At 41.4% G+C, this 12,105-nt stretch carries 11 protein-coding genes and 1 pseudogene; all 12 read left to right on the plus strand.

The genetic code is table 11. The annotated features are described in order from the left end of the window. Positions 1 to 72: 72 nt before the first annotated feature. The 12 genes and pseudogenes from MOJ78_RS10190 (at position 73) to MOJ78_RS10245 (ending at position 12,105) form a co-directional block, all read left to right on the plus strand. Positions 73 to 330, plus strand: coding sequence for a DUF3243 domain-containing protein (locus MOJ78_RS10190; protein WP_304981071.1), 258 nt, complete (start codon positions 73 to 75; stop codon positions 328 to 330). A 292-nt stretch (positions 331 to 622) separates the two neighbouring features. Continuing rightward, positions 623 to 1,396, plus strand: a complete 774-nt coding sequence (locus MOJ78_RS10195) for a DUF3388 domain-containing protein (RefSeq protein WP_304981072.1) — start codon at positions 623 to 625, stop codon at positions 1,394 to 1,396. Positions 1,397 to 1,412: 16 nt separating this feature from the next. Next, the gene (locus MOJ78_RS10200) at positions 1,413 to 2,300 is read left to right on the plus strand and encodes a helix-turn-helix domain-containing protein (RefSeq protein WP_304981073.1); all 888 of its coding nucleotides are present in this window, start codon (positions 1,413 to 1,415) and stop codon (positions 2,298 to 2,300) included. A gap of 158 nt (positions 2,301 to 2,458) precedes the next feature. Continuing rightward, positions 2,459 to 3,037 carry a CDP-diacylglycerol--glycerol-3-phosphate 3-phosphatidyltransferase gene (gene pgsA, locus MOJ78_RS10205; RefSeq protein ID WP_304981074.1) on the plus strand — a complete coding sequence of 193 codons (579 nt, stop codon included), beginning with the start codon at positions 2,459 to 2,461 and terminating at the stop codon, positions 3,035 to 3,037. A 153-nt stretch (positions 3,038 to 3,190) separates the two neighbouring features. Continuing rightward, the gene (locus MOJ78_RS10210; RefSeq protein ID WP_304981075.1) at positions 3,191 to 4,438 is read left to right on the plus strand and encodes a competence/damage-inducible protein A; all 1,248 of its coding nucleotides are present in this window, start codon (positions 3,191 to 3,193) and stop codon (positions 4,436 to 4,438) included. Between the two features lie 95 nt (positions 4,439 to 4,533). Then, positions 4,534 to 4,740: a hypothetical protein gene (locus MOJ78_RS10215; protein ID WP_370529790.1), complete on the plus strand. Its 207-nt coding sequence runs from the start codon at positions 4,534 to 4,536 to the stop codon at positions 4,738 to 4,740. A gap of 360 nt (positions 4,741 to 5,100) precedes the next feature. Then, positions 5,101 to 5,943: pseudogene (gene recA / locus MOJ78_RS10220) on the plus strand (recombinase RecA); the annotation flags it as partial. 266 nt (positions 5,944 to 6,209) lie between these two features. Then, entirely contained in the window at positions 6,210 to 7,775 is a 1,566-nt protein-coding gene (gene rny / locus MOJ78_RS10225) for a ribonuclease Y (protein WP_304981076.1), read from the plus strand. Between the two features lie 200 nt (positions 7,776 to 7,975). Next, a complete protein-coding gene (locus tag MOJ78_RS10230) occupies positions 7,976 to 8,770 on the plus strand; it encodes a TIGR00282 family metallophosphoesterase (protein WP_304981077.1) in 795 nt (264 codons plus the stop codon). Positions 8,771 to 8,870: 100 nt separating this feature from the next. Further along, the gene (spoVS, locus tag MOJ78_RS10235) at positions 8,871 to 9,131 is read left to right on the plus strand and encodes a stage V sporulation protein SpoVS (RefSeq protein WP_015758542.1); all 261 of its coding nucleotides are present in this window, start codon (positions 8,871 to 8,873) and stop codon (positions 9,129 to 9,131) included. A gap of 116 nt (positions 9,132 to 9,247) precedes the next feature. Beyond that, on the plus strand, positions 9,248 to 10,171 hold the full coding sequence (locus MOJ78_RS10240) for a dipeptidase (protein WP_304981078.1): 924 nt from the start codon (positions 9,248 to 9,250) through the stop codon (positions 10,169 to 10,171). Between the two features lie 197 nt (positions 10,172 to 10,368). Beyond that, entirely contained in the window at positions 10,369 to 12,105 is a 1,737-nt protein-coding gene (locus MOJ78_RS10245) for a 2-oxoacid:acceptor oxidoreductase subunit alpha (protein ID WP_304981079.1), read from the plus strand.

Raw genomic sequence — 12,105 nt, forward strand, 5'->3', positions numbered from 1 at the left:
TCTGATGCATAAATTTCCCTCTATTAGAGATATTAAAGTGTGAAGGATTTTATTTTATAGGAGGGACAAAGCATGTCTGTTCTTGAAAATTGGGATCAATGGAAAGGATTTCTCGGGGGCCGTTTACGCCAAGCAGAGGACAAAGGAATGAACTCAAATGCGATTACTGAAGTCGCAACTGAAATTGGCGGATACCTTGCTGACAAAGTTGAACCAAAGAATGCTGAAGAAAGAGTTTTGAAGGACCTTTGGAGTGTTGCCTCTGAGGAAGAGCGTCATTCAATTGCCAGCACGATGGTGAAACTCGTTCAGAACAACAAGTCAGAGTAACGGTTCAAGAAGTATAGGAAAGTTCGAGAAGGGGTTGGCTCAATGCATATGAGCTAGCCTTTTTCTATTTTTAGAATTTAAATAACACTTGGTTTTGTGAAATACGGTATATTTATCCTTTTCTAAACCTGTAAAATCATTTATTATAAAAGAAAAGGGTGTCGGAATCTAGGGAAAAGAACGGAAAACAAGAAAAATGCTAAGTGTAAGTAGGCACTCGCCCTAATTAAACGTTATACGAAAGAAAGTTTGATAAGATTTCTTAATGTGTAAAAAGGGAAGGAGATGAGCAATGGAAAAACAAGAATGGTACTTAGAATATGAAATACATAAGAACCGTCCCGGATTGTTAGGGGATATTTCATCATTGCTCGGAATGCTAGGTATCAATATTATAACGATTAATGGCGTTGATAATGAACGACGTGGAATGCTTTTACTTGTCCATAAGCCCGAACAGGTCGAACGTCTAAGGACCATTCTCGAAACGATGGACAATATTACAGTGACGAAAATGCGCAAGCCTAAGCTTCGTGACAGACTTGCGGTGCGGCATGGTCGATACATCCAAAGGGATGCCGATGATAAGAAAACATTTCGCTTTGTACGAGATGAATTAGGACTTCTTGTTGATTTCATGGCTGAGCTGTTAAAGGTTGACGGACATAAATTGATCGGGATCCGTGGAATGCCGAGAGTTGGAAAGACAGAGTCCATCGTAGCGTCAAGTGTTTGTGCCAACAAACGATGGGTATTTGTGTCGTCCACACTTTTACGTCAAACGATCCGCAGTCAACTTGCGGATGATGAGTATAGCAATGACCATGTATTTTTGATCGATGGAATCGTATCGATGAAGCGATCAACTGAAAAGCATCGGCAGCTTATACGAGAGGTTATGAGGCTTCCTGCAACGAAAATTGTAGAACATCCCGATATTTTTGTACGTGACTCCGAATATAAGATGGATGATTTTGATTATATTATCGAACTTCGAAATGACCCGAATGAAGAGATTACATATGATTTGATTGATACAAACACGACAACATTTGATTTTGAGTAAAGTGGTAGGTGGTAATGTGACAGAGCTTGGACAGCGTTTAAAAGAGGCGCGCTTAGAAAAAAATTATACGTTTGAAGAACTGCAAGATCACACGAAAATTCAGAAACGATATCTCAAAGCAATTGAAGAAGGGGATTATTCAGTTCTTCCTGGGTCATTTTATGCTAGGGCGTTTATTAAAAATTATGCAGAAGCTGTTGGTTTGGATCCAGATGAACTGTTTGAACAGTATGCAAGTGATCTTCCTGAGATGAAAGAGGAACCCAAAGACTTTGCGCCTCGATCGTCAAAGGCGAATAATAATGTCCCGAAGGAAAATAGGCTATCGAAAGTTTTCCCTTTTCTTTTAACAATTCTTCTAATCGGTGCTTTGTTAGTCGCGTTTTACTGGGTGTATACGAATAACAATAGTGGTTCCGGACAAGAACCGAATCAGAATGAAGTTGACAACTTCGAGAGCGATGCTGGTGAAGAACAACCAGAAGACAAAACTACTGGTGACGAACCTACAGGCAGTGAAAAAGCGAATGAAGAATCCGGGGACAAGCCAGTTGAAAATGAAAAGCCAGAGCAAAAGGTTAAAAAGGTATCTTCTGAAGGAAAAACTACGACATACAAACTTACAAACGCAGAAGAGTTTAAGGTTGAAATCAAAACTAAGGGTAACGTGTATATCGATGTAAAAGATAATGCGGGTGACTATATTCAACCTGGTCCTAAAACGTTTTCAACAGGGGAGACCTTAAATTACGAATTAACGGATCAAACAAAAGTAAGGTTCAACATTGGAGCTTCCAATAATGTTGATATGACGATCAATGGACAACCGTTTACGTTCCCTTCTGATCAAGTCCATCAAATAATTATCATTGAATATGTTAAAGTAGCATCCGACTCTCAATAAATATAATAGAAGAATGCGATAGTTTTAGACAGGGCGTGACTGGATTTTAATGAGTCACCCCTTTTTTATTGAAGTCTGTTCTCGTAGAAATACGTTTCCTTTTTAAAAGGTTGTGGTAAAATATACATGCTTGTGCTGAACAAAAACAGGAGGCAGATATGAATTTACCGAATAAAATCACATTATCCCGAGTCGTTTTGATACCTATTTTCATGATTATATTATTGGTCCCTTTCGAGTGGGGAACAATTGAAATGTTTTCTGGTCAGTTACCAGTCCATCATTTTATCGCTGCACTTATTTTTATCGTAGCTTCATGTACAGACTGGGTCGATGGCTATTATGCAAGGAAATTGAACCTAGTCACGAACCTTGGGAAATTTCTTGATCCTCTTGCCGATAAGCTGTTAGTAACAGCAGCGTTCGTAGGGCTTGTTGAATTAGGACTTGCTCCAGCATGGATGATAATCCTGATTCTAAGTCGAGAATTTGCAGTGACAGGACTACGTTTAATTGCAGCAAGTGATGGGGATGTCATTGCGGCAAGCCAATTAGGAAAGTTGAAAACATGGATTCAGATCATTGCGATTGCTGCACTTCTTTTACACAACTTACCATTCACAGCAATGTCGTTTCCATTCGCTCAAATCGCCTTATGGGCGGCTGTTGTCATCACCGTCTTTTCAGGGTGGGATTACTTCATGAAAAACAAACAGATCATGCTTAAGTCAAAATAACTTTGACAAGTGTCGATTCGTTTATTATTTAACAATCGCCTAACGCATTCCTATTGACTGGCTCACCCGGTTTAGTATCCTTTTGATTAACGGTACTTTATACTTGGAAACGGGTCAGTCTTTTTCAATTCAATAAAAATGAGGTGCTGGATAGTGAATGCAGAAATTATTGCGATCGGGTCAGAACTACTGTTAGGACAGATTGCAAATACGAATGCACAATTTATTTCGAAACGTCTTGCGGAACAAGGAATCAATGTGTTTTATCACTCTGTTGTCGGTGATAACAGCGAGCGCTTGGTCTCAGTAATTGAAACAGCGATACAACGATCAGATTTACTAATCTTTACTGGGGGGCTTGGACCGACAAAAGACGACCTTACAAAAGAAACGATTGCTCAGTATCTTGGAACTTCTCTTGTAGAAAATGGTGAGGCAATGCAACAAATTAATGCCTATTATAAAAAGACGGATCAGATCATGTCAGAAAACAATCGACGTCAGGCACTCGTGTTTGACGGTGCTGAAGTTTTACCGAACAAGAACGGAATGGCACCCGGAATTGCCCTTGAGCATGACAAGAAAATTTATATGCTTTTTCCAGGACCGCCGAAGGAATTACAACCAATGTTCATCAATTACGGCATTCCGTTTTTACAACAGTATCGTGAGGATGATTCATTAATTTATTCAAGGGTATTGCGTTTTTATGGAATTGGTGAATCTTCGCTTGAAACGAAACTGATGGATATGATCGATGAGCAAACCAATCCGACGATCGCTCCACTTGCTGGCAACTTCGAAGTCACCTTAAGATTAACGGCTAAATGTGAAACAACGGCTAAAGGCATTGAAATGATCGAAAAAGTTGAACAGAAAATTTTCGAACGAGTTGGGGATTGTTTTTATGGGTACGATGAAACGACATTGGCTGATGAGGTGATGAAAACACTTAAGACGCGAAGTAAAACGGTATCATGTGCCGAAAGCTTAACCGGTGGTTCATTCGGTCAAGAACTGACAAAGATCTCAGGTGCAGGACAGGTTTTAAAAGGTGGAATCATCTGTTATCAGAACGAAATCAAAAAGAACCAATTGAAGATTCCGGAACAAATACTCGAACAGGACGGGGCGGTAAGTGAAGTGTGCGCGAAATTGATGGCAGAGAATGTCCGTGAACTGTTCAAGAGTGATTATGGAATTGGATTTACAGGTGTCGCCGGACCGAACGAGATGGAAGGGAAGCCGCCTGGGACTGTTTTTGTAGGAATCGCAACACCTGAAGAAACATTCGTTTACCCGCTTCGCTTAGCTGGCGGCCGGAATGCAGTACGCACGAGAACAGTCAATTACGGGCTGTTTTACTTGAAAAAGTTACTCGAAGAAGGAACGAAAAAATAACCGAGGTTAATGCGAATAAATGTTCGTAATAAGTATTGGCAAACAGGATGAAAAAAGGTATGATGGAATCAGGTTGAAATTAAAGGAGTGATTTAATGAGTGATCGTAAAGCAGCACTAGATATGGCATTACGACAAATCGAAAAGCAATTCGGTAAAGGATCTGTGATGAAGCTGGGCGAACAAACGGAAAATCGTGTTTCGACTTCATCAAGCGGATCCCTTGCACTTGACATTGCACTAGGTGTAGGTGGCTACCCGAGAGGAAGAGTAATTGAGGTATATGGTGAACTATCAGCTTAACAATTTTTCTAAGCGAAGCTAATAGTGATTTTGCTAAAGTTAAGCGAACAATCGCCCGCTTATTGGGAAACCAAAAAGTAGAAAGGGGCAAAATCGGAGAACATCTCTATGAGACAATTCCGAGGTAACTATGGGAAGTAAAAAACCTATGGTACCGTAACGCGTACCAGATGAACCTGCTTAATTGCAGAATATAATTCTGGCATGAGTGTCCCTTCCCTAACGGAGTATGCTGAGGGAAAATATGTACGCTGAGCTGAGCTGGAAATGACCGGCTGTAGTCATACACTTACCAGGGTGTATGATGATGGGGGCGACCTCCAGAAGCAAGGATAAAAAGCCTTGTGTATAACAATCCTGCCCGAATCCTCTGGTAAAACGACGGTAGCACTACATGCAATCGCTGAAGTTCAGCGAAATGGCGGTCAAGCCGCTTTCATCGATGCAGAGCACGCGCTCGATCCGGTATATGCCGAGAAGCTAGGTGTTGACATAAATGAACTATTATTATCCCAACCAGACACGGGCGAGCAGGCGTTGGAGATCGCAGAGGCGCTGGTGCGAAGCGGTGCAGTTGATATTCTTGTCATCGACTCCGTTGCAGCGCTTGTACCAAAAGCGGAAATCGAAGGTGAGATGGGAGATTCTCATGTCGGCTTGCAAGCTCGCCTCATGTCACAAGCATTAAGAAAGCTATCAGGCGCAATCAGCAAGTCGAAGACGATTGCGATCTTCATTAACCAGATCCGCGAGAAAGTGGGGGTCATGTTCGGAAACCCAGAAACGACGCCGGGTGGACGTGCTCTGAAGTTCTATTCTTCAGTACGTCTGGAAGTACGTCGTGCCGAGACGTTAAAACAAGGCAATGATATGGTTGGTAACAAAACTCGTATCAAAGTCGTGAAAAACAAAGTAGCACCTCCATTTAAAGTTGCAGAGGTCGACATCATGTACGGTGAAGGAATCTCGAGACAAGGTGAAATCCTTGATATTGGTTCTGATATCGACATCGTTCAAAAGAGTGGTGCATGGTATTCCTTTAACGGGGAACGGCTTGGGCAAGGACGCGAAAATGCAAAGCAGTTCTTAAAGGAAAATGCTGCGATCGAATCTGAAATCTATCAGCAAGTGCGTGTTTATTATCAATTGAACTCTGAAACAGCAGCAGCTGAAGAGGAAGAAGAAAAAGACAAACTCGTATAATTAATTGGAACTAGCTTACCTAATTGGTAGGCTGGTTTTTTTGTTTTAGAAAAAGATATAACAAAATGATTTTCCAATTAGTCTCTACTCCTGTATGTCGGCTCTTGACAATGAAAATAGACATCTATACAATTAATGTATATTGTTTGATTTCTTTAACAATTATTTGATTGAACAATGAAATGTGCTGTATGTGAATAGCTAGCTGTTTGATAAACTATTCCAAATTACAACCAACAATTAGATAGCAAGAGGAGGTGAAAGGTATGGAAAATATACTAGTCATCATCTCCATTGCGCTCGTCTCTGCAGTAATAGGTGCAGTTGTTGGATATCTTGTTCGTAAATCGATTGCTGAAGCGAAAATTTCCAGTGCGGAGCATGCAGCCAAGCAAATTATCGAAGACGGAAAACGAGAAGCTGAAGCTAGCAAGAAAGAGGCTTTGCTCGAAGCCAAAGACGAGAATCATAAACAACGAGTAGAGTCTGAACGAGAAATTCGTGAACGCAGAACAGAGCTTCAAAAACAAGAACATCGATTGGTCCAAAAAGAAGAGGTCCTTGACCGCAAAAGTGAAACCTTAGATAAAAAAGAGGAATCATTAGAAAAGAGGGAGGATTCTCTCACCAAAAAACAACAACAAATTGAAGAGATTGAAAGCAAAGTGGAGCTGGTGCTTCAACAACAGCAGAAGGAGCTCGAACGTTTATCTGGTATCTCCCGCGAGGAAGCGAGGCAGGTAATCATGCAGCAGGCTCAACAAGAGATCGATCATGAGCTTGCAGCGATGGTTAAGGAACGCGAAAATCGTGCCAAGGAAGACGCAGATAAAAAGGCGAGGGAAATTTTATCTTTAGCCATCCAACGTTGTGCAGCAGATCACGTGGCAGAAACGACTGTGTCGGTGGTCAATCTGCCGAATGACGAGATGAAAGGTCGAATAATCGGACGTGAAGGCCGTAACATTCGAACGCTTGAAACGTTGACGGGAATTGATCTTATCATTGATGATACTCCTGAGGCTGTAATTCTTTCCGGATTTGATCCGATTCGAAGAGAGATTGCAAGAATCGCTCTCGATAAACTCGTATCTGATGGCAGGATTCATCCTGCACGTATCGAGGAAATGGTCGATAAATCCAGAAGAGAAGTCGATGAGTATATTCGTGAAGTTGGTGAACAAACGACATTTGAAATCGGAGTTCACGGACTACATCCAGACCTTATCAAAGTGCTTGGGCGTTTGAAATATCGAACGAGCTACGGCCAAAATGTACTGAAACACTCAATGGAAGTCGCATATCTTGCTGGTTTAATGGCGGCTGAACTTGGTGAAGATGTAAGTCTTGCCCGTAGAGCAGGATTGTTACACGATATTGGTAAAGCGATCGACCACGAGGTTGAAGGTAGTCACGTTGAAATCGGCGTTGAACTAGCGGAGAAATATAAGGAACATCCGGTTGTCATTAACAGTATCGCTTCACACCATGGTGATACGGAGCCAACCTCGATAGTAGCTGTACTCGTTGCTGCTGCGGATGCATTGTCTGCTGCAAGACCGGGCGCACGTAGAGAAACGCTCGAAACGTATATCAAACGTCTCGAAAAGCTTGAAGAGATTTCTGAATCCTTTGAGGGTGTTGAGAAATCATTTGCGATTCAAGCAGGTAGAGAAATCCGAATCATGGTCCGGCCAGATATGGTTGATGACATTGAATCCCATCGTTTGGCGAGGGATATTACAAAGAAAATCGAGGATCAACTCGATTATCCAGGTCATATTAAAGTTACGGTAATTCGTGAAACGAGAGCCGTCGAGTATGCTAAATAAAGTGGCGACAAGCCACTTTATTTTTTTTACATTTAGAAAGTATTATGATACTTTCTATAGTATCAGTGCAACTAAGGCTGAACCATCGCCAAAGGCTTGGTTTTGCCAAGTTTTCTTTATGTTGAACATGGCATAGTAAGAAGAAACATTCATATACAATCGCTTCATTAATAGAGGTTGTGCAAAAGGAGCAAATAATAATGAGAATTTTGTTTATTGGAGATGTAGTCGGATCACCGGGTCGGAATATGGTTGAAACCTATCTTCCTAAGCTGCGATCTAAATTCCAACCAACGCTGACGATTGTAAACGGAGAAAATGCCGCTCATGGACGTGGGATTAACGAGAAGATTACTCGCAATTTGAAGCAATGGGGAGCCCAAGCGATCACAATGGGAAACCATACTTGGGACAACAAAGAAATATTTGATTTTATTGATGATGTACCTCAAATGGTCCGACCAGCAAACTTTCCGGAAGGTACCCCTGGAAAAGGTTATACAATCGTAAAAATAAACGATGCGGAATTTGGTATTGTCAATTTACAAGGTCGTACGTTTATGCCGCCATTGGATTGCCCATTTAGGAAAGCGGACGAAATTATATCGGAGTTGAAAAAAAGGACCTCATATATATTTGTAGATTTTCATGCTGAAGCAACGAGTGAAAAGCAAGCGATGGGTTGGTATTTGGACGGCCAGGTTTCGGCGGTTGTCGGCACCCACACTCATGTGCAAACTGCTGACGAACGAATTTTACCTGGTGGGACAGCTTTCCTTTCAGACGTAGGAATGACAGGTCCTTATGATGGAATACTTGGCATGAGTAAAAAAGCCGTATTGAATAAATTCCTGACGAATCTTCCAGTAAGGTTTGAAGTAGAACAGGGGCGGGAACAGTTAAGTGGGGTCGTCATCGATCTTGATAAAAGCACTGGTCTTGCAACTAAAATTCAACGGATCCAAATTAATGATGATCGCCCATTTTTCGACTAACCGACGCTTTCATTAGAATTATTAGAAAACTTAGAAGGAATACAAGCCTAGTTCGTGAATATAGTATAAGTGGTAGGATATATTAAGGAGGTACAAATCAATGGATGTATTAAAAGTTTCAGCAAAATCCAACCCTAATTCTGTAGCTGGCGCACTAGCTGGAGTCCTCCGTGAGAGAGGAAACGCCGAAATACAGGCGATTGGTGCAGGTGCACTGAACCAAGCTGTGAAGGCTGTAGCGATTGCTAGAGGATTTGTAGCACCTAGTGGAGTTGACCTCATTTGTATCCCTGCATTTACAGATATCATGATCGATGGAGAAGAGCGGACAGCAATCAAACTCATCGTGGAACCAAGATAATATGATTGGAAAAGCCTGGTAGAAGAGTTTAGTCAGGCTTTTTTTGTGCATTCATTTAAAATGAACGAAAGAGCTATTTTACATAAAGTATGTATGATTTCAAAAGGAGGAAAACGATGAGAATTTTTGATGCGCATTGTGACGCACTATTAAAATTATGGAAGGATCCTGAACTGTCCTTTAGTAATTCTGCTGGATTACAAGTGTCCTATCCATCACTCAAAAAAACGGGAGCAAAAGTTCAATGCTTTGCTGTATATGTTCCAGACGATTTAGTCGGAGACACTCGGTTTCAAGCAGCCTTAGAAATGATCGATCTATTTTACACTAAAATTGTTGAACCCTATCCTGATATAAAAGTAGTGTATAGCCGTGATGATATTGACCAACTTGAGGATGGAGAGATCGGTGCGTTGCTGACCTTAGAGGGATGCGGGCCGATTTCAAATGACCTGACACGATTAAGGACGTTGGTCAAGCTAGGTGTACGGTCCTTCGGTTTAACGTGGAACTATGGAAACGACTTAGCGGATGGCGTGTTGGAAGAAAGAGGAGCAGGGTTATCGAACCTTGGTAGGGAAGCAGTTGAATACTTGCACAACGAACGGATCTGGACGGATGTTTCTCACCTTGCCGAGCCGGGTTTTTGGGATGTCATGGAACGTACGGATTATGTAATAGCTTCGCATTCAAATGTGAAAGCAATCCATGATCATCCCCGAAATCTGAATGACGACCAAATACGTGCACTAATTCAAAAGGATGGTGTTATCGGGATTACGTTCGTACCTTATTTCTTAAATGATGTCTCCCCTGTGAAAATACCGATGATCCTCCGTCATATCGATTACATCGCTTCACTAGGTGGTGCCAGTAACATTGGATTCGGTTCTGATTTTGACGGAATCTCAGAGACGGTGAAAGGTTTGGACTCCTATTATGGATACGAACGCCTTATTAATGAATTAATAAGACACTATCCTGAAGAATTTGTCCGTGGATTGTGCTATAAAAACTTCTATGACAGGATTCCTTTTTAGAAAATTGAAAATTGTCGAATTGATGGAAGAATTTTAAGTAGAATACTTGCAATTTTAAAGTGATAGGTCTATTATTGTAGACGTTATTAATCATTTTTCTTCCAATTGTAAGGGTTTAGATAGAATGAAGGTAGGAAGAAAAGTATTAGAATAGTGATTGAATATGGACTGGAACATTAGAAGGGGTGGAGTTCTAAATGGTAGATCAACTTTCATGGAAAGTTGGCGGACAACAAGGTGAAGGAATCGACAGTACTGGTGAGGTTTTTTCACTTGCTCAAAATCGATTTGGTTATTATTTATACACGTACCGCCACTTTTCTTCACGAATTAAAGGTGGCCACACGAACAATAAGATTCGCGTTTCCACGAAGGAAATCGGTGCTGTGTCAGATGAGCTAGATATACTTGTAGCATTCGACCAAGAAACAATTGACGTGAATTATCATGAGCTGCATGAAGAAGGTATCATTATTGCGGATTCTAAGTTTAACCCGACAGCTCCGGAAGATTGTAAAGCGAAGTTGTATGCGATACCATTCACAGAGATTGCGAATGAACTTGGTACTTCACTAATGAAAAACATGGTTGCAATTGGTGCAACAAGTGCAATTCTTGGACAATCGACTGAAGATTATCGCGAAGTCGTTCAAGAAGTTTATGGGCGAAAAGGCGAAAAGGTCGTTGAAAAAAATATGGATGCACTAAAACACGGTGCAGAATACTTCAATGAACAAGCAGGCGGACCGATTGAACGTTTACAGCTTGAAAAGGCTGATGGAAAAAAACGGATGTTCATGATTGGTAACGATGCGATTTCCCTCGGTTTCCTCGTAGGTGGCGTGCGTTTTATGTCAGCGTACCCAATAACTCCTGCATCTGAAATTATGGAATATATGATCAAGCATTTACCTAAACATGGCGGAACGGTTATTCAGACAGAAGACGAAATTGCTGCTGCAACGATGGCAATCGGTGCCAACTATGCAGGTGTTCGTACAATTACTGCATCAGCTGGTCCTGGCCTTTCTTTAATGATGGAAGCAATCGGACTTTCTGGTATTACCGAGACACCACTTGTAATTGTAGATACACAACGTGGCGGACCTTCAACAGGTCTTCCGACAAAACAGGAACAATCTGATTTGATGGCGATGATCTACGGTACTCACGGTGAGATTCCAAAAGTTGTCATCGCACCAAGTACTGCTGAAGAAGCATTTTACGATGCTGCTGAAGCATTGAACATTGCTGAAGAATATCAGTGCCCTGTCATCCTGCTTTCTGATCTTCAACTATCTCTAGGAAAGCAATCGGTACAACCGCTCGATTACAGTAAAACTGAAATCCGTCGCGGAAAGCTTCCTGAAGGTGATCTTCCTGAGCTTGAAGCGAAAGAATACTTCAAGCGATATGAATTGACCGAAGATGGTGTATCTCCACGTGTCTTGCCTGGTACGAAAAATGGAATTCACCACGTTACTGGTGTTGAGCATGATGAAACAGGTAAACCTTCAGAGGTAGCTGATAATCGTCAATCGCAAATGGATAAGCGTCACCGTAAGCTGAGTAACTTGAACTTTAAGACACCAGTTTACAAGAATGTTAGACATGATGAAGCAGATGTGCTTGTTGTCGGGTTCAACTCAACTCGCGGCGCAATTGAAGAAATGATTCCTCAGCTTGAAGCAGATGGACTAAAAGTGAACCACGCACACATTCGATTGATTCATCCGTTCCCAACTGATGAAATGAAAGAATTGGTTGACGCTGCAAAAAATGTCATTGTCGTTGAAAACAACTCAACTGGACAGCTTGCAAACATCATGAAAATGAACCTAGGTAACCTAGATAAAATCAAGAATTTATTGAAATACAACGGCAACCCATTCTTGCCTTCAGAAATTTACACAAAATGCAAGGAGTTGTTATAA

Source organism: Alkalihalobacillus sp. AL-G (assembly GCF_030643805.1).
GTDB lineage: Bacteria > Bacillota > Bacilli > Bacillales > Fictibacillaceae > Pseudalkalibacillus.

Coding starts and splice junctions, on each gene's coding strand:
- MOJ78_RS10190 (WP_304981071.1), top strand. CDS start 73: ATGTCTGTTCTTGAAAATTGGGATCAATGGAAAGGATTTCTCGGGGGC.
- MOJ78_RS10195 (WP_304981072.1), top strand. CDS start 623: ATGGAAAAACAAGAATGGTACTTAGAATATGAAATACATAAGAACCGT.
- pgsA (WP_304981074.1), top strand. CDS start 2,459: ATGAATTTACCGAATAAAATCACATTATCCCGAGTCGTTTTGATACCT.
- MOJ78_RS10215 (WP_370529790.1), top strand. CDS start 4,534: ATGAGTGATCGTAAAGCAGCACTAGATATGGCATTACGACAAATCGAA.
- rny (WP_304981076.1), top strand. CDS start 6,210: ATGGAAAATATACTAGTCATCATCTCCATTGCGCTCGTCTCTGCAGTA.
- MOJ78_RS10230 (WP_304981077.1), top strand. CDS start 7,976: ATGAGAATTTTGTTTATTGGAGATGTAGTCGGATCACCGGGTCGGAAT.
- spoVS (WP_015758542.1), top strand. CDS start 8,871: ATGGATGTATTAAAAGTTTCAGCAAAATCCAACCCTAATTCTGTAGCT.
- MOJ78_RS10240 (WP_304981078.1), top strand. CDS start 9,248: ATGAGAATTTTTGATGCGCATTGTGACGCACTATTAAAATTATGGAAG.
- MOJ78_RS10245 (WP_304981079.1), top strand. CDS start 10,369: ATGGTAGATCAACTTTCATGGAAAGTTGGCGGACAACAAGGTGAAGGA.